We start from the raw sequence: 20,096 nt of genomic DNA on the forward strand, positions 1-20,096 counted from the left end.
CCACAGGACGCGGGGCAAGAGGTGCGCGCCATGACGGCGCTGCCTCAGGTCCCGCCGTCACCGGAGGGACCTGAGGCGAGCGTGCCCGAGTCCTAGACGATGTGGTTGTAGGACTGCCATGAGTCGAAGAGACTGGACATTCCCTTCCGGCCGAGGAAGGGACCAGCGGCGTTTCCGGTGCCTTCGTAGATGTATATCTCCCCGTACGGGGCCCATACATACAGGTCGGGGCGCCCGTCGCGGTTGGCGTCGCCGGCGCCGACGATGTGGGTGTAAGGGCTCCAGCCGCCGCCGATCTTGACGCGGGTGGTGAAGGTGCCGTCGCCGCGGCCCTGGTAGAGCCACAGAACGCCCGCCTTGTCGCGGGCGACGAGGTCGCCGGCCGGACCACCGGCGATGTTGCCGGTGGCGGTGATCTGGTTGAACGTCTGCCAGCCGCTCTGTCCGACCTTCTTGCGGGCCGCGAACGGCGCGCCGGCGTTGCCGGTGCCCCTGTGGAGCCAGAGAGCCCCCGCGGTGTCGGTGGCGACCAGGTCGGCCCTGCCGTCGCCGGTCACGTCGCTGCCGGCGGTGAGGTGCTGGTAGCCCTGCCAGCCGCCGCCGACTTTGACGCGGGTGGTGAAGGTGCCGTCGCCGCGGCCCTGGTAGAGCCACAGCACGCCCGCCTTGTCGCGGGCGACGAGGTCGCCGGCCGGACCGCCGGCGATGTTGCCCGCGGCCTCGATGCGGTTGTAGATCTGCCAGCCGCTGCCGAGGAGTTTGCGTCGGCCTTCGCCGTGGTGCTTGTTCAGCAGGTCGTAGCTGGTGTCCTCGCGCCAGAGCCTGCCGGAGCTGTCCCGGGCCAGGAAGTCCGGGGAGGTGTTGTCGGTGTAGTCGTGCGGGCCGGGCGTGCGCTTGACCTTGAACGTTCCGGTGACGGTGAGCGCGGGGCCGATGCCGTTGTCGGGAGTCGCGTGGATCTGCCACGTGTAGTCACCGTTGGGCGCAGCCACTGAGCGGCCGTTGTCGTTCAGCGTCCCGTTCCATGTGCCGCCCACTTCTTGGGCGAGGGGCGTGGTCTCGTTGTAGGGGGTGTCGTAGGTCTGCGAGGTGAGCCCGGTGCGGTTGTGGCGCAGCGTCATCGTGAGGTGGACATTGAGGCGGGAGAGTCGCCATGCCAGCTCGGCCTGGCCGCGGTTCTGGTCGAGGTCGACGACCGCGGGAACGCTGTGTCCGAGGAAGGCCAGCTTGGTCGGCTGCCCCGTGCTGGCCACCAGTTGGGTGGAGGGTGCGGTGTCGGCGCCGGTGATGATGCGGTAGACGCCCTCCCCCTCGTCGAGAGTGCCGCCCATGGCCAGCAGACCGCCGCCCGGGGTCGGGGCGAGCGAGGTGACGTGATCCAGCAGTCGTACGCTCGGGCCGCCGGCCACAGGAACAGCTGTCAGCGCCATTGGTCTGTCGGGATGACCTTGGTGGATCGCGGTCCTGTTTCCGTAGGTCACCCACCCGTCGGCCAGGCCGACAACCGGCGCATACATCTGGGAGGTCGTCACACGGCGTACCTGGCCGCCCCGTTCGGCGATGTTGAGCACCATCGTGCCCGAGGTCAATGTCGGGTCGAACCACGCCAGATGCGTGCTCGACAGCGCGGCTGTCAGCGGGCTGCCGTCGAAGCCCACCGTGTGCGTTTCCGTCACGGCCGCGGTTGCCAGGTCGACCACGGACACATGCCAGGTGTCACCCGAGCCGGTGCTGTACCGCAGCAGCACCGCTTCCTCCGTTGCGGCGTCCAGGGTGATGTTCCACGCGTCGTCCGGCAGGCCCGTCACCGTGCGGTAGGACGCGCCGCTGCCCTTGGCGACCAGATGGATCTGCTGCCAGTTGGGCGTCGGGTCCGACCGGGCGATGAGCGTCGACCCGACCGCACCGAGATACCGGGCTCCACCTGCCACATGGCGCAGATCGACCCGTACGGGTGCGGCGCCCGTGGCCATGTCGGACACATCCAGGACGCGGGCACCGAAGGTCGGCAGGAAAGGCTGCGGGACCACGACGGTGTCGGACACCGCTCCGTGCCATTGGGTTTCGGTGAACTGGCTGCTGTCGCGTCCCAGCACGGTGCTGGTGCCGTCGGCGTACCGGGTCCAGCGCACGTCCGCATCGGCGTCGGTGGTCAGAAAGCCCGTCGTACCGGCGCTGACGATCTCCGAGCCCGGCTCGATGGACACTGTCGCGCTCGCGTTGTCCTGTGCCACGTCCGGTACCACTGTCTCGGTCACCGGGCTCGCGGCCGCGGTCGCCGTGGACGTCACCGTGCCGACAGCGAGCGTGAGCGCGACCGCGCTCGTCAACCGCTGACGAGGCATACGTCGTGCATGCTTCATGTAGACCCTCCCCTGGAAGCCGCCACGCACCCGTGCACGTCGGCGGCGAACGCGGAGGCGGTGCAAGGCACCCCCAGCCCGAACGGCATCCGCGGCATATGCGCGCGGATCTTAGCAAGCACGGGTCAGGATCCCCGCTCACAGAGTGCGGCGGCGCTGAGAAGGTCGCCGGCATGGGGCACCGCCACGGTCGGAAGCCGCAGACGCCGGGGAAGACCACGCTGAGGGTGGGGAGCCGGACGAGCAGGTCTGGCCACCGGTATCTTCTGACAGCCGCAAGATCGACTGATCGTCCGGGAGCGGCCCGCGCCTGCCCGGAGCGGCTCGCTCCCTGTACATCGCGCGGCAGAACACCGGCTCTGTGCCGGGCGGTCCCGCCCAGCACAGAGGCAGACGCGGCCGTCGAAGCCGCTTCCTGCAGGACAGCGTCAGGCTTGCCAGCACGATCCCGGCACACAGAGCGTTCGGGAGCGTGACGACCCGACAACACATCGAAGGATCTCCATGCACCGAAGAACGTGGCGGCGAATAGCCGCCATGAGCGCAGCCACCGGTCTGTTCACAGCAGCATCCCTCATCAGCTCCGCCCCGGCCATGGCCGATGACGGTCTGCGGGTCACGGGACGGGACGAGGTGCTGCCGCCCAACTCCAGCTGGTTCACCGGGGTGGACATCGCCGGCGAGACGACGGCCAGAGGCCAGCTGGTGCTGGCATACGCGACCCGGCCGCTCGACGGCACGGGAGAGGACGCCGGGTGGCCGTCGTCGTTCTCCATGAGCTTCCACGAATGCCAGGAGATCCCCGGCTACCAGGCCGTCTTCACATGCAAGTTGGGGGCCTACTACCAGCGGCCTCCGCAGTTCTTCGTATCCGCAGACGCCGCCGACATGACGACCGCGTACCGCGGATACGCGTACGTTCCCCCCGGCGGTGACCTGGCCGAAGGCATCGACGCCGCCCGCAACTCCGGCGTCAGGCCTGCCACGGCGACCTCCGGAATATCGCAGGCCGTGGTCAGGACCCACGAGAGCGCCCAGCGCAACACCGTCGCCTTCGACCTGCCGAACACGCCTGCGGGCAAGACGGTGCAGCAGCGGCTGCACGTCCACGCGATCGACGCCGGACGGCTGTACCTCTACTTCCGCCCCGCGGACGGACAGGTCGAATGGCGTCGCGAGGACATCCGGATCGGGAACGTCACCACCGGCCCCGGAGCCTCGTGCACGGTCAACTGGCCCAAGCTCGCCGACGGGGTCCTCAACCTCATCTGCCAACTGGAACCCGGCGACCACACCATCGGCTACGAACTCACACCGGCCTCGGGCGTCCGCGCATGGCGCATGCAGGCCGCGACGATGTACGACATCTACACCAGCCCCGGCCGCGACGACCGGTACGTCCGCCAGGCCGGGACCTTCTCCACCGAGGGCGCACCCGTGTTCCCGCGGCACCACCTTCTCGCCCGCGACACCTCCGGGCAGCTGTTCCTGTACCACGGCAAAGGCACAGCCGGCACACCCTTCTCCCCTCGCACACTCGTCGGTGACGGCTGGCAGACGTACAACAAGCTCACCCGGCTGTCCCCGCTGGCCGAGGACCTGTACCTCTCACAGGCCACCGCAGGCGCCACACGCGGCCGCGGTGAGCTCGTCGCCCGGGACAGCGCCGGATACCTCTGGTACTACGACCGGCAGTTCGTGTACGGCAAGCCGTACACGACCCGCGTGAAGGTCGGCGGCGGCTGGAACGTCTACAACCAGCTCACCGGAGCAGGCGATGTGGACCGGGACGGCCGGATGGACCTCCTGGCTCGCGACGCGTCAGGGGCCCTGTGGCTGTACAAGGGCACCAGCAGCAGCACCGGCAGTGCCCGGTTCGCGAGTCGGATCAAGGTCGGTGGCGGCTGGCAGATCTACAACCAGGTCACCGCAGGCGCCGACCTCAACGACGACGGCAGGCCCGACCTTCTTGCCCGCGACGCATCCGGCGTGCTGTGGCTGTACAGGGGAACCGGCAGCTCCACCGCTCCGTACGCATCCCGGGTCAAGGTCGGCACGGGCTGGCAGGTCTACAACCAGCTCTCCCTCACGGGTGACCTGACGGACGACGGCAAGGCCGACGCCATTGCCCGCGACGCCTCCGGCGTGCTCTGGCTGTACAAGGGCACGGGCAGCACCACCGCGCCCTTCGCCACCCGCACGAAGATCGGCGGCGGCTGGAACGTCTACAACGCCGTCCTCTGACCGAGCTCTGTCCCCACCGAATGGCTTACCGACCCACGTGATCGGTAAGCCATTCGGCGTTTCGCGCAAGCACCTCCAAGGCATCGAGGGGCGGGCGTTCAGCCGGTTCAAGGCCAAGGTCCGCACCACCTTGCGCTCCTCGCTCGTTGACGAGTCGTGGATCCGCTCGGCGAGGACCCGGTCCGCCTCCGGCATCTCGGCGATCTTCGCGGGCACGTCCCGCTCCGCTGCCGCGTCCTTCTCGCGGCGGCGCGGCGCCGTGGGATGAGACGGGTCGGGGCGGGAGTGCGGGGCCGAGGGTCAGAACAGCGCAGGCGCCGTGGACGGCGCGGGGGCGAGCGACCCGGCGGCCTCCCAGGCGAATCCGTCCGGGTCGGTGAAGGGGCCGACGGTGCCGGCGAGGACGATGCGGTGCGAGCCGGTGCCGTCGGCGGGGACGCCGAGGTCCTTGGCCAGGCCGCGGCGCTTGTACAGCGCCAGCTTGACGGGGCTGGACTCGCCGGAGGCGAACTCGGCGTACTTGCCCCCGAAGCTCTTGGCCACGGTCAGACCCCGGCCGACGTAGAACTGCCTGCTGGCCTTCACGTCCTCGACGCCGAGCAGGAGGACGACCTCGTCGATCTCACGGGTGGCCGGGCCGGTGTCTTTCTTCGCCGAGGTCGCGATCTTCCAGATCGTCCCGTCCGGGGCCTGGACGACGCCGCCGTAGCCCCACAGCGACTTCGCGGCGGGCTTCAGCACCGTTGCGCCGGCATCCATGGCGGCGCCGACGAAGCCGTCGACGGTGGCCGGCCGGGACACCGTGAGCGCCAGGGTGAAGCCGCGGAATCCGGTGGAGTGTGCCTCGGACGCCCGCAGGCGTATGTGCGTGTCCACTCCGAAGGCGGTGTAGAAGCGGCGGGCGGCCTCGGGGTCGGCCACCTCAAGGGTGACGGATGCGATGGACGTGCTGGATGCGGTGGAAGTCGTGGTTGCCATGGCCATCACGCTAGGGGCTGCCCGGTGGCCGGGGCTTCTCGATTCCTGACCGGTCATGTCACTTGCTTCGCCACACACGCCGGTATCCCCTCCACCGTGATCGCAGAGCCCACATCGTGGGCTGCACCCACAGCATCAGCATGGCCGGCCGCCACAGGCGCCGCCTGGCACCGGAAGGCCCGGGCGGCATGCCGACCAGCTCGGCGGAGCGGGTGGTGAACGTGCCCAGCGACGCGCAGCCGACCGCGAAGCAGACCTCGGTGACGCTGAGGTCGCCCCGCCGCAGCAGCGCCGTCGTGCTCTCGATACGACGCGTCATCAGGTACGCGTACGGCGACTCACCGTAGGCAGCGAGACGTCTACGAGCGCATGGGGTGCCTGCCGAGGCAAGCACCCCATGCGCTCAGCTATGCGCCGACAAGACCACGGAATGTGGAGAGTGGAACAGTGAGAGGATTGCGAGGGTGACGGCAAGAACCAGTGACATCGAGAAGGCAGCCGGTGTGCTGCGCGCCGGAGGCCTGGTGGCCTTCCCCACCGAAACCGTCTACGGCCTGGGCGCCAACGCCGAGGATCCCGCCGCTGTCGCGGGCGTCTTCCAGGTCAAGGGCCGCCCGCCCTCCCACCCGCTGATCGTCCATATCGGCGGCGCGGAGCACCTGGGCGACTGGGTCGAGGACATGCCCGCGACCGCGCGCCTGTTGGCCGAACGCTTCTGGCCGGGGCCGCTCACACTGGTCCTGCGGCGCGGTCGCCGGGTGCCCCTCGAAGCGACGGGTGGCCTGGAGACGGTGGCCGTGCGCGTGCCAGGCCACCCCGTCGCACTCGCGCTGCTCTCGGCTTTCGGCGGCGGTGTCGCGGCCCCGTCCGCAAACCGCTTCGGCTCGGTCAGCCCCACGACAGCGGACCACGTCCGTGCCGAGCTCGGTGACGCCGTCGACTTCGTGCTGGACGGCGGCCCCTGCGAGGTCGGCGTCGAGTCGACCATCGTCGACGCCACGGGCGAGACTCCGAGCGTCCTTCGGCCCGGCGGGGTGACGCGCGAGGACCTCGAAGCGATGCTGGGCTACCCGCTTGCGGTCCCTACGACGAGCCGAGTGCGAGTGCCGGGCCAGCATCCGTCCCACTACGCGCCGCGGGCGCGGGTCGTCCTCGTCGAGCCCGAGAAGGTCGTCGCCGAAGCGGAGCTCGCGCAGGAGCTGGGGCACCAGGTGGGCGTGTTTCTCCCTCCCCCCTTCGCCGGCGCCCCGGTGAAGGCGCACGCCGTGGTGGCGGTCCCCAGTTCGGCGGCCGCCTACGCGCGCGGGCTGTACGGGTTCCTGCGCCAGCTCGACCAGCGGGGGTGCGACCTCATCGTCGCGTCCTTGCCGGTGGAGGAGGGGCTGGGACTGGCGATCGCCAACCGGCTCCGCCGCGCCGCCGGCCCCCGGCCCTCCTCCACCGGCAACACCCCTCGTCAGTGATCAACGTTCCCCACCCGTGGCACCCCTCGCATTCCGCGGCAAGGGCCAGGCCGGCGCGAGGTTCGGGACGGGCAGCACTACCAGCTCCGTGGGCCGTGCGCGGCGTGACGTGGCTGTGCCACGGCCGGCGGATCTTCGGTCACGACGCGGAGTCGGCGGCGACTTCGAGGCCGCGGGTGGTGACCAGGTGGGCGCTGCCGTCGTCCAACCGGTAGGACAGGCCCACCACGGCAGTCCGTCCGGCCTTCACCTGGTCGGCGAGCACCCGGGAGCGGTCCAGCAGCAGGTCGACCGTGTGCCGTGTGTGCTCGGCGATGACGTCACTGTCCCGGGTGAGGCCGGCGGAGCGGGCGGCCAGCACGCTGGGCGTGACACGCTCGATGACGTCCCGTACGTACCCGGGCGCGGTCACTCCGTCCTCCACGGCGGCGCGGGTGGCCGCGACCGCGCCGCATGAGTCGTGGCCGAGGACCACCACCAAGGGGCAGTTCAGCACGCTCGCCCCGTACTCGATGCTGCCCAGTACCTCTGGCCCGGTTACGTGGCCCGCGGTGCGGACGACGAACAGGTCGCCGAGCCCCTGGTCGAAGATGATCTCGGCGGCCAGGCGGGAGTCGGAGCAGCCGAAGAGCACCGCGAAGGGGTTCTGGGCCGGTGCGATGTCGGAGCGGCGTGCGGCGTCCTGGTTGGGGTGTTGCGGTGTTCCCGAGACGAATCGCTGGTTGCCGGCCAGCAGCATCTCGAGGGCTTCACGGGGAGTCAGCGTCGAGGTGTCAGTCATGACCGCAGACTACGACCAGGCGGGAACCGTCAGGACACTGCGGCCCACATCCTTTCGGTTACGGCGGCCGACGGGTTCGCGCCGGGCTCGCCATTGCCGGCGTCGTCCAACCGCACGGCGATCGAGATCAGCCGGCCCCCTTCGTCCCGGGCGTACGACACGGACCAAGCGGTCGGTTCGGCGTCGTGCGATCCGCGGGTCGGCACGGCCCGGCCGGTCACGCCTGCGGTGCCCTTCCCGCCGGAAGCGTCCGTCAGGGCCGACTGCAGCTGCTCGGCGGTGTTCCGGCTGATGACCTGCTGCGATGCGCCGGAAGTCGCGGAGGATGCCCCGTCCTCGGGCTTCTGTACCGTTCCGTCACCGAGTACAACGGTGTCGACCATCGACGTGGCCACGGACCGGCCGCCGTTCGCGACGACCGCCATGACCTCCGCCATCTTGAGCGGTGTGGACGTCACGCCACCCGCCCCGATGCCGGAGAGAGCGACGTCGTGCTCCTTCACCTGCCCCATGGGGTAGGTGCTTTCCGCGACCCGCACAGGCACGTCCGACGCATCGTCGTTGAACCCGAACGCCTCGGCCGTCGCCGCGAGGTTGCTGTGGCCCAGCTCGACGGCGATGGCAGCGAAGACGTTGTCGCACGAGTGCCGCAGCGCGGCCCGGATCGAGGCGCGTGCGCACTGGGCAACGTCCGAGGTGATCTGGGTCGTCGTCCCCGGCAGTGTGTACGGCAGCGGGGCGTGCGTGGCCTCGTCGACCGACCGGTACAGGCGGTTCTCCAGCGCGGCGGCTGCCACGACGACGTGGAACGTCTCGCGCGGCTCCACGGCCTCGCGCAGCGCCCGGTTGAGCATGGGTTTGTCGCGGTCGTCCTGCAACTCCTTCCATGCCTTCTCGTCCGACGAGAAGTACCCACTGAAGGTGGACGGGTCGTAGGAAGGCGTGCTCACCAGCGCCAGAATGCCGCCGCTGTCGGCGTCTACAGCGACCGCGGCGCCCTTCCGGTCTCCCAGGGCGTCGGCAGCGGCCGTCTGGAGTTCCGGGTCGATCGTTGTGGCGACGTGGCCCGACAGACTGCCGGTGCCCTTGGCTCCGGCGGACAACACGTCGTTGTACACGCCTTCGAGGCCCGCCTGCCCGTAGGCCATCGACCGGTAGCCGGTGACGGTGGCGTACAACGGCCCGGACGCGTAGGTGCGCTGGTACGGGAGCTTCGCGTGCTCCGACGGTTTCGAGCCGGTGACGGGCCGACCGGCGACGAGGATGTTCCCCAGACCCTCGACGGGGCGGGGCACGTCGTCGGGCGTCGTGGGCGAAGGCCCTTTCTCCCCACGCGCTTTGGGACCGTCCGTACGCGTCTCGGCCGAGCAACCGAGGCCCAGTAGCGGCAGTAGAGCCAGAACGGCAGGGAGGACGGTGCGGCGTCGGATGCTCGGCGTCATGAAGATCAGCCTAGCCTCGACGGCTCTGCCCGGGAGCATGCCCCAGCGCCCGGCGGGGGGCGTGTATCAGCACTGCTCCTGAGCTCAAATAACCGCTGTGAGCGGCAAGTTGACCCATGAGGGAATCGGTGGTCTTCAAGCGGCATCGTACGGCGCTTGCCATGTTGAGCAGCCTCGGAATGATGCTCGGATCGGCTCAGCCGGCGTCCTCGGGGACACCCGGACGAGCGGCCGTGCGCCGTCGACGGGGCGTCCGCCATGACCGCTGGGGCCGCTCGGGCGCTGGGGACGCGGAGGTCGCTGTCGAAGGGGCACCACCTGCACAAGGCGACATCGGTCACCTGGTCACGGGACAGCCCCAGGCCGGAGCCGACAGGACTGGACTGGACTGCAGGACGGGAATACTCACCTGGATGACGACGCCGACTTCTCGTCTCACCGATCCGCGGGTCCTCTGAAAGGTGACCGCCATGGCCTCTGCTCCCCTTGCCGGCTCCATCGTCCTGACCCAGATAGACGGCCTGGCCGGAAAGTTGGTGTGGCTGCTCCAGGCCATCAACGGAGACCTGAGCCGCTGGACGCACGTGGCGGTCGCCCTGGACGACAGCACCGTGTTCGAGGCTCAGCCAGGTGGGGCTGTCATCACCCCCTGGTCGAAGTACGAGGCCCGGCCGCATGCCGTCGTCCCCTGGGACCTGCGGAGCGACGAGCGGGACGCCGTGGTCGCCGAGGCCCGCAGCCGGGTCGGCACCGGCTACAACTGGACGACCTACTTCTACCTGGCGGCCTATCGCCTCCGGCTGCCACTGGTGACCCGCTTCTTGCGTTCGCGCGTGGCGCGTTCGGACAAGATGATCTGCTCCCAGGCGGCCGACGACATCTACCGCACCTGCGGCATCCACCTGTTCGACGACGGGCGGCTCCCCTTCGACGTGACGCCGGGAGACCTCGCAGACCTGCTGGACCGCCGCCGCTGAGCGCGAGCCGGGGCCACCGGGCACCGTCGGGTGGCGCGCGGCGCCGTACATCGTGGTCGCGCAGGCGTACGGCACCACGAAGTCGGCAAGTTCTCCCTGGTCAACAGGACTGCCCAGGCGTTGAGGCACGGGACTCGACGTCACCGGCATCCGCACGGAAAAGCGGCCCCCCACGGGAGCGCGGCCGGGCTCCGCGGATGCGGAGTCGGGTCGCGGACTGGTGCTCGTCGAGGCACACACCTGCGAGTTGGCGTCTCGCCGCGCACCGCGGCACCCAGACATTCCCGTGGAGCAGATCGGAATCTGCGTGCCGACGAACGCCATGGCTCAGGAAGTCGCCTATGCCTTGGCTCAGTTCGGCATCCGGGCCATCGAGATCGGTCCGGACGGGCCGCGCGGCGACGAGGGGGTGCACATCGGCACGATGTTCCGGTTCAAGGGACTGGAGTACCAGCGGATGATCATCGCAGGTGTCGCGCAGGGGCTCGTACCCCGTGAGGCCGTGCTGCGGCTGGAGTCGGTCGACGCCCTGCGCCATCGCAGGGAGCTGCAGCGGGCCCGATCGCTGCTGTTCGTCGCCGCGACGCGGGCCCGGGACAGTCTGGACATCTTCTGGCACGGAACACCGAGCGAGTTCCTGGAACCCCTGCTCCCCGCCGCCGGCCGCGGCTGAGTGCCGGGCGCGGCACGGCCACCTCCTCAGCCGATCCGCGCCCCCGTCCCCGTCACCCGCACCCGCTTGTCCCCCTCCCTCAGCTCCACCGTCAGCATGCCCGGGCGGCCCATGTCCTCGCCCTGGTGGAGGGTGAGCACCGACGCTTCGGGGACCAGGCCCAGTTCACGCGCGTACGCGCCGAACGCGCCCGCCGCCGCGCCCGTCGCCGGGTCCTCCACCACGCCACCCACCGGGAACGGGTCGCGTACGTGGAAGACGCGCTCCGACTCCCGCCACACCAACTGCACCGTGGTCAGGTCCAGTCGCCGCATCAGGGACTCCAGGCGGGCGAAGTCGTAGGCCAGGTCCGCCAGGCGTGCACGGGTCGACGCCCCGAGCACGAGGTGGCGGGCGCCCGCGAAGGCGATGCGGGGCGGGAAGGCCGGGTCCAGGTCGGTGGCGGGCCAGTCGAGCGCGGCCAATGCCTCGGCCAGGTCGGCATCGGCGACGGCCTCGGTGTGCGGCTCCACCGTGGTGAGCGTGGCCCGGACGGTTCCGCCCTCCTCGCTCACTTTCACCGGCACGATGCCCGCGCGCGTGGCGAACACAAGGTCGCCGGTCCCGATGCGCTCGCCGAGCGCAATGGCGGTGGCGACGGTGGCGTGGCCGCAGAAGGGCACCTCCGCCTTGGGGCTGAAGTACCGGATGGTGTAGGCCCGCCCGGCCTCCCCGCCGAGCCCCTCGGGTGGCGCGAACAGGAACGCGGACTCGCTGTATCCGAGTTCGGCGGCGATGGCCAGCATCGCGTCGTCGTCGAGCCCCGACGCGTCGAGTACGACCCCGGCGGGGTTGCCGCCGACCGGGTCGTCGGAGAAGGCGGTGTAGCGCAGGACTTCGTGCGTCGTCGTCATGATCGGCGGAACGAGGGGCCGCAGAGGTTTGTTCCCGACCGGGAGCCCGCGCCCGGCGCCCGGCCCGCGGTGGCGGACCGCGTCGAGTTCCCGGATCGCCTCGGCCGCCTCCTGCCGGACCTCCGGGGCGGGGTGGCCGAGGAACAGCTCCACGGTCTCCCGGGCTCGCTCGTCGTGCGTCGATGCGAGGCTGAACAGGATGTGTTCGAGGAGGCCCGGCTGCTCGACTGCGTGAGCCCGCGTCGCCAGGGGTTCGAGCAACTCGTACGGCAAGGTGTACGCGACAACGGCCTCGGCGATCGCGTTCAGCGCGGACTCCCGTAGGGCGTGGGACGTCTCGGCCAGGGAGCAGGCCACGAGGCTGCGTACGACCCGCTCCGCGTCCGCCGTGGACAGGGACCGTGCCCGCAGCAGGTCGCCGAGGCTGCCCGCCACGTGGTCCCGGTGCGGGGTGTCGGTGCGGCTCAGTGCCGCGAGTTCCGCCTCGGCGCGTTCGCGGGCCTGTTCGTATCCGTCCACGTCGGGATCGTAGAGGGCCGCGCTACCGCACGATCACCGTCCGCTGCGCCGAGAAGTCCCCCCACCTCCCGTCCGGGAGCTTCGCGCGGAGCTTGATGCTGTAGCGGGTGCCCGGGGGGTCCGTGACCGTCATCGTGTACGTCGCCGTGCCCGCCGGCGGCTCCGCGCCCCAGACGATCGTCGTCGCCGGGCGGCCGTTCAGGTACAGCTGGTGCTCGCGCACCGGGGCGCCCGTGCGCGGGGGTGTCCAAGAGAGGTCGATCGCGCCCTTGCGGGCCGTGGCCTTGAGGGAGATCGGGGCCGTCGGCGGGGTCTTGTCGCCCGGGGCCGGTGCGGTGGTGAGGTCGAGCGGGGTGCTGTCGGGGGACGAGTTCTCGGCCGCGTCGCGGGCGCGGACCGTGAACGTGTAGACCGTGCCCGGGCGCAGGCCCGTCACCCGGGCCGTCGTGCGGGTGCCGGGCATGCTGTGGACGCGGGAGTCCTCCTGGTAGATGTCGTACGACGTGACGCCCGTGTCGTCCGTCGACGGGGCCCAGGTCAGGGTCACGGCCCGGCTGCCGTCCACCGTGCCGCGCAGGCTGCCCGGGGGCGTGGGGGCGCCGCGGTCGTCCGGTGCGGGGGCCGGGGTCGTGACCGATATCGGCGTGCTCGGGCCGGAGAGGTTGCCGGCCGCGTCGCGGGCGCGGACCGTGAAGCGGTACGCGGTCCTCGGGGTCAGGCGGTCGACGTCGACCATGTGCTTGGCGGCCCGGAGCGTCCTGACCCTGGTGCCGTTCTCGTAGACCTCGTACCCGGTCACCGCCGTGTTGTCCGTGGACGTCTCCCACATGACGTGGACGGACGTGGCGCTGCTCGCCTGGGCGGTGACGCCGGCGGGGGTGGTGGGGCGTTCGGTGTCCTCGGGCTCGCCGGCGCAGGCCGTGAGCGACAGGGCGGTGAGCGGCAGGGCGGCGAGGCAGGCCAACGCGGCCAGGGTGGGGGGACGTTGCACGGTCGGGCCTCCGCGGGCGGCAGACTGACGAGCATTGGTCCAGACCTGTATGGCACACCTCCCTGCCCGCTTCAAGCCCTGCGGCGCGACGTACCTTGCCTCAGCCTCATGGCTTTCTTATGGCTTCTTGAAGATGGCCTTCCGGAACACCATCCGGGCCCGCTCCGCCCTACGCTCTCGGTCAACCCCCCACGAATCCCGGTGGGCGCGGTCGCGCCTGCCGGGATCTTTCGTTGGACCGACCATCCTTCGAACGATCGCCGAGGTGCCTTCCGTATGGGTTCCCACAGAGCCGCCCGAAAGCCGTCCCGCTCCCACGCCAGGCCCAAGGGAGCGCCACGGGCCCGGGGCATCGTTCTGGCCCTCGGTGCGATCACCGTCGCGGCAGGCGCGGGCGTCACCGCTTTCTCGGGCGGGGACCAGGGCAGGATCGCGGACCGGGTGACGGCCAACGGCGCCGACACCGCGAGCGGCTCGGCCGACGAGGTCGCGGGCGGTGCCGTCCCTCTCACCTCGCCCTCCGCGAGCGCGAGTACGAGTCCGTCGGCGCCGCACACCACAGCCCCCACCAGGCCGGCGAAGCCCGTGAAGAGCGCGAGCCCCACCCCGACGGCCGAGAAGTCGGCGGAGGCGAAGCGCGCGGCGAGCAGCGACAAGAGCACGGGCACGGGGAGCAGTACGCCCGGCACACCCGTCCGTACGGCCGAGGCGACCGGTGACAGCACGGCGAGCGGCCCCGAGGCCCAGGTCCTCGCCCTCGTCAACAAGGAGCGGGCCGCCGCCGGCTGCGCACCGGTCACCGCCAACGACCGGCTGACGCGGGCCGCGGACGACTACAGCGACGTCATGGCCGACTCCGGCGTGATGTCCCACACCGGCCCCGACGGCTCGACCATGACCACCCGTGTCGAGGCGGCCGGTTACGCCTGGTCCACGCTCGGCGAGAACATTGCCCGCGGGCAGGCCGACGCCGAGTCCGTCATGGACGCGTGGATGAACAGCCCCGGCCACCGCGCCAACATCCTCAACTGCTCCTTCGAGGAGCTGGGCGTCGGCGTCCACTTCGGCGACGACGGCCCGTGGTGGACGCAGAACTTCGGCGCGAGCCGGTAGACCCGCCGTTCAGGCACCCGCCAGCGCGAACGACACCCGCACCCGTGCCCCTCCCATGGGGGCGCGGGTGATGCGCAGTTCGCCGTCGGCCGTGTGCGCCGCGCGGGCCACGATGTCCAGGCCCAGGCCCGTGGAGCCGCCGACGCTCACGCCCCGGGTCAGCGCGGCCTCGGGATCGTCGACGCCGGGGCCCGCGTCGTCCACGGTCAGCAGCACATGCCGGTCGGTGCGCTCCACGCGTACGGCGAAGGCGGTGCCCTGCGGGGTGTGCCGGAACACGTTGCCGATGAGGGCGTCGACGACGGCGGCGAGGTCGTCCTCCGGGAAGTGCACGGGCGTCGGCCGCGGGGTGAAGGAACGCTCGCAGACCCGGTCCTGCTGCGTGGCGAGCACGGCCCAGAAGTCCAGCCGCAGCGCGACCACTTCCGTCACCTCGCACGGCCGCCCCGGCGCTCCCTGGGAGGCCGGTCCGGCCGCGAGCGGGGTCCGGGCGGCGGTGATGATCGAGTCCAGTTCGCTCTCCAGCTGGCCCACGGCCGCGGTGATCCGCCGCGCACCCGGCGTACCGCTCATGAGGTCCGCCTCCAGGTACAGCGCGGTCAGCGGGGTGCGCAGCCGGTGCGAGAGGTCGGCGACCATCTCCCGTTCGATGGCGAGCAGTTCGACGACCCGGTCGGCCATGGTGTTGAACGCGGCGCCGGCCTCCTGCAGTTCGGGCGGACCGTCCGGTTCCACCCGTACGTCGAGGTCGCCGGAGCCCAGGGCGAGCGAGGCGCTCTTAAGCCCGCGCGAGGAGCGGACGACCCGGGCGCCGAGCCGGTCGGCGACCAGCACCGATCCGCCCACCAGGCCGAGTGCGAGCAGGGACATGACGCCCCACGAGGCGCCCACACCACGGGTGAGGTCCGCGGCCGGTACGTACGCCTCGACGACCGCGACCCGGTCGCCGCGCAGGACGACGGGCTGGAGGTAGACCCAGCCCTCCGGGATGTCCATGGCCAGCGTCTCCCGCTTCCGCACGGCGCGTTCCAGCGCCTCGTCCGGTGCGTGCGGAGTGCCGACGAGGTCGCCGCCGGGGAGCCGCACGGCGAGTTGGTCGCGAGAGTCCAGCTCGGCCACCGCCTGCTGGACGTCGGACCGCTTCGTGGTCAGGGCGAGGACGGGGGACAGCGCGCCCGCGCGCTGTTCGGCGGTCGTGGTGACGCGGTCCCTGGCCTGTTCCCGGACGAGGAGGGCGAGCGGGATGAGGAAGGACAGCGCCACCATGGAGGTCACGGCGAGGGCGATGCCGGCGAGCGCTCGTCTCATGGCGTGGTGACCAGTTTGATACCGATACCGCGCACGGTGTGCAGATAGCGCGGTTCGGAGGCTTTTTCGCCCAGTTTCCTGCGCAGGGCGGACAGATGGACGTCCACCGTCTGGTCCTCCAGGTACGGCTGCTGCCACACCTCGGCGAGGATGCGGCTGCGGGACATGACCTGGTCGGCGTGGGCGGCGAGGTAGGCGAGCAGGTCGAACTCCCGCCGGGTCAGGCTCAGCTCCCGGCCCGCGAGGTGCGCGGTACGGGCGAGCGGGTCGATCCTGAGGTCCGCCACCTGTACGACCGGCTGCTGGTCGCGTTCCTGTCCGGCCGGTACGGAACGCCGCAGCACGGCGGCGATACGGGCGGCGAGCTGGCCTCCGGAGAAAGGCTTGACCATGTAGTCGTCCGCGCCCGCGTTGAGGAGCCTGATGACCTCGGAGTCGTCGTCGCGCGCGGTGGCGACAAGGACGGGGACGCGCGATATGCCCCGGATCATGCGCAGGACGTCGAGACCGTCCAGGTCGGGCAGTCCGAGGTCGAGCACGACGATGTCCGGCGGGGCCTGGGTGATGTCGCGCAGCGCCTCGAATCCCTGGTGGGCCGTGCGGACCGCGTAGCCGTGCCCGGTGAGCACCTCGATCAGCGCGGCACGGATCACGGGGTCGTCCTCGACGACAAGTACGCAGGCCATGGGCAGGCACGTTAGCCGGTCCGTCACTATGGTGTCGTGTCCCGCCTCCTGCGCTACCTGTTGATCTGGCTGTCGTGCACCGCGGCCAGCGTCACGGCTGTCATGATCACGATCCATTTCGTGGTGGGCTCGACCCGTCCGACCGCGCCCGTGGCGCAGTCGGCGCCGAAGGACTTCGCGGCCGCGCCCCACGCCTCGGCGTCCGCGCGGCCCAGCCCGTCGCCGAAGCCCAAGCCGACGCCGACCCGCACCGCGACGCCGAGACCGTCCCCGACGACGGTCAAGCCGCGCCCGGTGACGCCGTCGCCCGCGTCCCGCACGACGCCGCCCCCGCCGTCGGAACCGTCCGGGCCCGCCGGAGAGGACGGGGGCGACTGGTGCGAGGAGGGCGGTTCGGGCGTGCACACGATCTCGTCGCGGGGCGGCAAGGCGACGGTGCGCTACGGGAGCGGCGGGGTGTGCCTGATCTCGGCCGTGCCGAACCAGGGTTTCACCGCGAGCACGGCGCAAAGTGCGCCCGAGACGCTGACGGTGACCTTCGACGGGACCGGCCACCGCTCGGAGATCACGGCCACGACGGAGCCCTCGGACCGGGCGAGCGTACGGGAGACGTCGTACTGACCTCGCGCCAGACGCCTGGCACCGCCGGATGCGCGGAGGGGCGGCCGCGTTGCTACGGGTCGAGGCGCGGCGGCAGCTCCCAGCGGCCGGAGTGGCCGGGTGAGAGCGCCATGTCGCGCCGCACCGCCGCGTAGTACGCCTCCCGTGCCGCGCGCTGCTTCTCCAGCAGGGCCGTCCAGGCGTCCGGTGCCCGCCGGCCCTCGCGCAGGAAGCTCTCCATCTCCAGCGCCACGACGACCCATTCGCGCGCCTTCTGCACCTCGTCGCGCGAGCCGAGCATCAGCAACGCCTCGCCCGACGGGTCCCGGGCGTCGCTCGCCTCGGCGAGGAGGGGAGCCGCGTCCTCGGGCGACAGCGGGTGCGGATGCGGGTCGTTGCCGAGGTGGGCCGCGACCCGGTACGCCAACGTGACCGACTTCTTCAGCGACCGCGCGTAGTCGGAGTACACCGCCAGCCGCCGTTCCTCCCAGCGGGCCGCCTGTTCGCGGCGGAAGCGGGCGCGGTCGCCGCGCATGATCGCCGCATAGGAGCCGAGTGCGCCGATCACCACACCCAGCAAGGCGGGAAGCTGTTGTATGAACACGGACATGACGCCACGGTATCCCCCGCTCCGTGGCGCCACGGGGTCAGCGGCGGCCGCGCCTCGCCGGTCGGTGCGGGGGCTTCAGGGCGTGCGCCGCGGCGTCCGACACCCGCTTGTCGGGGTGGTGGTCCCGCAGAGCGGTCAGGGGGCGGTGGGCGGTGGCGGGGTCCGCGTCGGCCAGGGCCCGGATCAGGGCCGGGGCGCCTCCGGTCCAGGCGGCGGACTCCGCGTCGAACGCGGCGAGCAGGGTCGTCGGCGGGATCTCGTCCGGCATGGGGATGCGGGTGTCGCCGTTCTCGTAGCGCTCCTTCACGTGTGCGCGCATGTCGTCCGTCCACCGTGCGTCCAGCTCTTCGGCGAGCTGCGTCGCCCGGGCGCTCAGCGGCACGCTCTCCTCGGGAACGTCCTCGCCGCGCGCGAGCAGCAGGCGGCGCGCCTCCGCACCGGTCACGGGGTCGGTGAGTGCGCTGCGCAGGGCGGCGGCGGGGATGCCGGCGCGGTCGAGGAGGGCGAAGAGGGCGCGTACGCGGGTGCCTTGGGGGTCGCCGGACTTCGCGCCGGCGACCGCGGCGAGCAGCGGGCCCCAGGCCGCGCCCGGCTCCTTGTCCGTGCCTTCGTTGCGGTCCGCCCAGGCGGCGAGGGTGCGTGCCGCGATGCGCGGGGGCCAGTGACGGACCGCCTCGACGGTGGTCGCCGCGTCCCAGCCGGCGACGGTGTCAGCGTCGGGCGCGGCGACCTGTCCCGCGGTCATCACGTGCCGCATGACCGCGCCGCCGAGCGGCGTCAGGCCGAAGGTGTCGCCCCGGCGGAAGACGCAGCCGGTCTCGGCCAGGCGGTCGACGAGTGCGGCCAGGGAGCGGGCGGTGGGGTCGAGTTCGTCGCGGTCGGCCTCGGTGCGGCCGGGCAGCCCGAGCAGCACCGACAGCTCCTCGGGGGACGGGGTCTCGTACGCCGCCGGTGCGATGGCGGGCACCTGTTCCGGGGCGTCCTCCAGCTCGGGCGGGATCTCCGCGACCTGGGTGTCGGAGGCCTTGCGGGCCACCGAGTCCGGGGTGCTGCCGCGTTCGTAGAGGGCGTAGAGGATGTGGGCGCCGTCCACGGACCAGCTGTCCTGCGGGCCGCTCACGGTGGGCAGCAGCTCGACCTGGGCGGCCAGGACGTCCGCGGCCAGCTCGATGAGTTCCTGCGGCGTGCCCTCTTCCCAGACGGCGGTGGCGGGGCCGGGGAGGCCGCAGCGTTCGGCGATCTCGCGTCGTTCGTCGTCCAGGTCGCCGCCCGCGGCCAGGGCGGCCGGGAGCGGGGCGATGTGCAGCAGGCCCCGGATGTCCTCTGGCGCGGGCACGCGGGCCGGCGGGGGCAGGGGCACCGAGGACGCGCCGTAGTAGTCGAGGTGCTCGTCGAGCATGCGGTCGGCGAGCGCCGCGTGGGGCAGCGCCTCGGGGCCGGGTGCGAGGCCGGCGTGCGGCCCGGCGAGCGCCTCGGTCAGGCCGGCGGCGGTCCAGCGGCTCGTCAACGCGTCCGCGATGCGCTCCAGTTCCGTGCCGAGCGCGTCGTCGGGCCGGTCGGCGTCGAGCGGCGGGGCGGGGAGCAGAGGGCCGGCCGGGGAGGCGCCGGTGGTGTCCCGTGCGAAGGCCGCGAGCAGCGCCTCGGCGAGCCGTGTCCGGGTGGCGAAGGTCCGGTCGGCCATCTCGAAACGGTGCAGGGGCGCGGGGAGCACGGGCCGCTCGGCCCGCGGTGCACGCTCGTGGGCGGCGAGCCAGGCCCGTACGGCGTCGGCGTCGTCCGGGTCCGTGCCGTCGGCCCGCAGCAGCGATGCGTACCAGCGCGGCCACGTCAGGCAGGCCGGGTCGGCCATGGCGGCCCGGAAGCCGGGCACGGCCTCGTCGACCGCCGCGAGGAGGCGGGCGTGCCGCTTGGCGTTGAGGCGGCCCGCCGCGCGGACGCGGTCCGCGAGCGCGGCGAGCACGGCCGGCACGGCGTCCAGTTCCTCCTCGGACGCCCAGAGCAGTCCGGGCAGGTCCTCGTGCAGCACCCGGGCGACCAGCTGCGGTGTCGGTTCGGGCACGCCGCTCCTGCGGTCCGCGCCGCGCAGCGCGAGCAGGGTCAGCACCGCGTCCGCGGGGCGCGCGGGCAGGGCGGTGCCCCGCTCCCGGGCGGCCCAGGCGAGGAAGTCGTCGAGTCCGGTGTTCAGCGCAGTGGTACGAGTCACGCGGGGAGCGTATGAAACCGGGCAGCTGTGCGGGGGTCCACGGGACGCGGGGTAGCCCGATCGAGCGAGCGACCGGGCTACCTGGCCGCGCCGGGGGGCGGGGATGGCTGCTCAGCGGGGTGCCCGTGGGGGTGGGGGCGGCTCCCCGCTCGATGCCTGCGCGCCCCGAAGGGGCCGACGGCCCGGCGCGGACACCCACGCGCGCCCCGAAGGACCGACTCCCGGCGCGCCGGCGATGAGTTTCGGCGGCGC

18 protein-coding genes and 1 pseudogene are annotated in these 20,096 nt (G+C 71.9%); 7 read left to right on the top strand and 12 right to left on the bottom strand.

Annotation, left to right across the window (positions count from 1 at the left end; translation table 11 throughout):
• Positions 1–92 precede the first annotated feature (92 nt).
• Positions 93–2,363, bottom strand: a complete 2,271-nt coding sequence (locus tag ACF08N_RS02490; protein ID WP_392322685.1) for an FG-GAP repeat domain-containing protein — start codon at positions 2,361–2,363, stop codon at positions 93–95.
• Between the two features lie 537 nt (positions 2,364–2,900).
• On the opposite strand from ACF08N_RS02490, the gene ACF08N_RS02495 reads away from it, so the two are divergent.
• Complete coding sequence (locus ACF08N_RS02495) at positions 2,901–4,607, top strand: FG-GAP repeat domain-containing protein (protein ID WP_392322686.1); 1,707 nt, start codon at positions 2,901–2,903, stop codon at positions 4,605–4,607.
• A gap of 37 nt (positions 4,608–4,644) precedes the next feature.
• On the top strand, positions 4,645–4,875 hold the full coding sequence (locus tag ACF08N_RS02500) for a hypothetical protein (protein ID WP_392322687.1): 231 nt from the start codon (positions 4,645–4,647) through the stop codon (positions 4,873–4,875).
• Positions 4,876–4,907: 32 nt separating this feature from the next.
• Here the strand turns inward: ACF08N_RS02500 and ACF08N_RS02505 are convergent, their stop codons facing one another.
• Both ACF08N_RS02505 and ACF08N_RS02510 read right to left on the bottom strand, forming a co-directional pair.
• On the bottom strand, positions 4,908–5,591 hold the full coding sequence (locus ACF08N_RS02505; protein ID WP_392322688.1) for a glyoxalase: 684 nt from the start codon (positions 5,589–5,591) through the stop codon (positions 4,908–4,910).
• Positions 5,592–5,643: 52 nt separating this feature from the next.
• The gene (locus ACF08N_RS02510; RefSeq protein ID WP_392322689.1) at positions 5,644–5,904 is read right to left on the bottom strand and encodes a hypothetical protein; all 261 of its coding nucleotides are present in this window, start codon (positions 5,902–5,904) and stop codon (positions 5,644–5,646) included.
• A 145-nt stretch (positions 5,905–6,049) separates the two neighbouring features.
• Between ACF08N_RS02510 and ACF08N_RS02515 the strand changes: the two genes are divergently transcribed.
• Positions 6,050–7,048: an L-threonylcarbamoyladenylate synthase gene (locus tag ACF08N_RS02515; RefSeq protein WP_392322690.1), complete on the top strand. Its 999-nt coding sequence runs from the start codon at positions 6,050–6,052 to the stop codon at positions 7,046–7,048.
• 139 nt (positions 7,049–7,187) lie between these two features.
• Here ACF08N_RS02515 and ACF08N_RS02520 read toward each other — a convergent pair whose 3' ends face one another.
• Positions 7,188–7,829, bottom strand: coding sequence for a carbonic anhydrase (locus ACF08N_RS02520; RefSeq protein WP_392322691.1), 642 nt, complete (start codon positions 7,827–7,829; stop codon positions 7,188–7,190).
• 29 nt (positions 7,830–7,858) lie between these two features.
• Entirely contained in the window at positions 7,859–9,271 is a 1,413-nt protein-coding gene (locus ACF08N_RS02525) for a penicillin-binding transpeptidase domain-containing protein (RefSeq protein WP_392322692.1), read from the bottom strand.
• A gap of 470 nt (positions 9,272–9,741) precedes the next feature.
• On the opposite strand from ACF08N_RS02525, the gene ACF08N_RS02530 reads away from it, so the two are divergent.
• Both ACF08N_RS02530 and ACF08N_RS02535 read left to right on the top strand, forming a co-directional pair.
• A complete protein-coding gene (locus tag ACF08N_RS02530) occupies positions 9,742–10,248 on the top strand; it encodes a hypothetical protein (RefSeq protein ID WP_392322693.1) in 507 nt (168 codons plus the stop codon).
• Positions 10,249–10,528: 280 nt separating this feature from the next.
• Positions 10,529–10,921 (top strand): annotated as a pseudogene (locus ACF08N_RS02535) (3'-5' exonuclease); the annotation flags it as partial.
• A gap of 26 nt (positions 10,922–10,947) precedes the next feature.
• Here the strand turns inward: ACF08N_RS02535 and ACF08N_RS02540 are convergent.
• Both ACF08N_RS02540 and ACF08N_RS02545 read right to left on the bottom strand, forming a co-directional pair.
• The gene (locus ACF08N_RS02540; RefSeq protein ID WP_392322876.1) at positions 10,948–11,814 is read right to left on the bottom strand and encodes a PhzF family phenazine biosynthesis isomerase; all 867 of its coding nucleotides are present in this window, start codon (positions 11,812–11,814) and stop codon (positions 10,948–10,950) included.
• Between the two features lie 541 nt (positions 11,815–12,355).
• Positions 12,356–13,324, bottom strand: coding sequence for a fibronectin type III domain-containing protein (locus ACF08N_RS02545; protein WP_392322694.1), 969 nt, complete (start codon positions 13,322–13,324; stop codon positions 12,356–12,358).
• Between the two features lie 276 nt (positions 13,325–13,600).
• Between ACF08N_RS02545 and ACF08N_RS02550 the strand changes: the two genes are divergently transcribed.
• On the top strand, positions 13,601–14,437 hold the full coding sequence (locus ACF08N_RS02550) for a CAP domain-containing protein (protein WP_392322695.1): 837 nt from the start codon (positions 13,601–13,603) through the stop codon (positions 14,435–14,437).
• A gap of 9 nt (positions 14,438–14,446) precedes the next feature.
• On the opposite strand, the gene ACF08N_RS02555 is transcribed toward ACF08N_RS02550, so the two are convergent.
• The 3 genes from ACF08N_RS02555 to ACF08N_RS02565 are packed head-to-tail and all read right to left on the bottom strand — an operon-like array spanning position 14,447 to position 16,838.
• Positions 14,447–15,745: an ATP-binding protein gene (locus ACF08N_RS02555; RefSeq protein ID WP_392322696.1), complete on the bottom strand. Its 1,299-nt coding sequence runs from the start codon at positions 15,743–15,745 to the stop codon at positions 14,447–14,449.
• Positions 15,742–16,431: a response regulator transcription factor gene (locus tag ACF08N_RS02560; protein ID WP_392322697.1), complete on the bottom strand. Its 690-nt coding sequence runs from the start codon at positions 16,429–16,431 to the stop codon at positions 15,742–15,744. Before ACF08N_RS02560 ends, ACF08N_RS02555 begins: the two co-directional genes overlap by 4 nt.
• A gap of 53 nt (positions 16,432–16,484) precedes the next feature.
• Positions 16,485–16,838, bottom strand: coding sequence for a hypothetical protein (locus tag ACF08N_RS02565; protein ID WP_392322698.1), 354 nt, complete (start codon positions 16,836–16,838; stop codon positions 16,485–16,487).
• Here ACF08N_RS02565 and ACF08N_RS02570 point away from each other — a divergent pair.
• Positions 16,831–17,052 carry a hypothetical protein gene (locus ACF08N_RS02570; protein WP_392322699.1) on the top strand — a complete coding sequence of 74 codons (222 nt, stop codon included), beginning with the start codon at positions 16,831–16,833 and terminating at the stop codon, positions 17,050–17,052. The genes ACF08N_RS02565 and ACF08N_RS02570 overlap by 8 nt on opposite strands.
• 52 nt (positions 17,053–17,104) lie before the next feature.
• On the opposite strand, the gene ACF08N_RS02575 is transcribed toward ACF08N_RS02570, so the two are convergent.
• Both ACF08N_RS02575 and ACF08N_RS02580 read right to left on the bottom strand, forming a co-directional pair.
• Entirely contained in the window at positions 17,105–17,641 is a 537-nt protein-coding gene (locus ACF08N_RS02575; protein ID WP_392322700.1) for a hypothetical protein, read from the bottom strand.
• Between the two features lie 37 nt (positions 17,642–17,678).
• On the bottom strand, positions 17,679–19,844 hold the full coding sequence (locus tag ACF08N_RS02580; RefSeq protein WP_392322701.1) for a hypothetical protein: 2,166 nt from the start codon (positions 19,842–19,844) through the stop codon (positions 17,679–17,681).
• Between the last annotated feature and the right edge of the window lie 252 nt (positions 19,845–20,096).

It is taken from the genome of Streptomyces sp. NPDC015127 (genome assembly GCF_043080095.1).
Taxonomy (GTDB): Bacteria; Actinomycetota; Actinomycetes; order Streptomycetales; family Streptomycetaceae; genus Streptomyces.

Excerpts from the sequence above, each read along its gene's own strand:
- ACF08N_RS02525 (WP_392322692.1), bottom strand. The coding sequence starts at position 9,271 with ATGACGCCGAGCATCCGACGCCGCACCGTCCTCCCTGCCGTTCTGGCT.
- ACF08N_RS02505 (WP_392322688.1), bottom strand. The coding sequence starts at position 5,591 with ATGGCCATGGCAACCACGACTTCCACCGCATCCAGCACGTCCATCGCA.
- ACF08N_RS02575 (WP_392322700.1), bottom strand. The coding sequence starts at position 17,641 with ATGTCCGTGTTCATACAACAGCTTCCCGCCTTGCTGGGTGTGGTGATC.
- ACF08N_RS02490 (WP_392322685.1), bottom strand. The coding sequence starts at position 2,363 with ATGAAGCATGCACGACGTATGCCTCGTCAGCGGTTGACGAGCGCGGTC.
- ACF08N_RS02495 (WP_392322686.1), top strand. The coding sequence starts at position 2,901 with ATGAGCGCAGCCACCGGTCTGTTCACAGCAGCATCCCTCATCAGCTCC.
- ACF08N_RS02550 (WP_392322695.1), top strand. The coding sequence starts at position 13,601 with ATGGGTTCCCACAGAGCCGCCCGAAAGCCGTCCCGCTCCCACGCCAGG.
- ACF08N_RS02530 (WP_392322693.1), top strand. The coding sequence starts at position 9,742 with ATGGCCTCTGCTCCCCTTGCCGGCTCCATCGTCCTGACCCAGATAGAC.
- ACF08N_RS02520 (WP_392322691.1), bottom strand. The coding sequence starts at position 7,829 with ATGACTGACACCTCGACGCTGACTCCCCGTGAAGCCCTCGAGATGCTG.
- ACF08N_RS02510 (WP_392322689.1), bottom strand. The coding sequence starts at position 5,904 with ATGACGCGTCGTATCGAGAGCACGACGGCGCTGCTGCGGCGGGGCGAC.
- ACF08N_RS02555 (WP_392322696.1), bottom strand. The coding sequence starts at position 15,745 with ATGAGACGAGCGCTCGCCGGCATCGCCCTCGCCGTGACCTCCATGGTG.
- ACF08N_RS02560 (WP_392322697.1), bottom strand. The coding sequence starts at position 16,431 with ATGGCCTGCGTACTTGTCGTCGAGGACGACCCCGTGATCCGTGCCGCG.
- ACF08N_RS02540 (WP_392322876.1), bottom strand. The coding sequence starts at position 11,814 with ATGACGACGACGCACGAAGTCCTGCGCTACACCGCCTTCTCCGACGAC.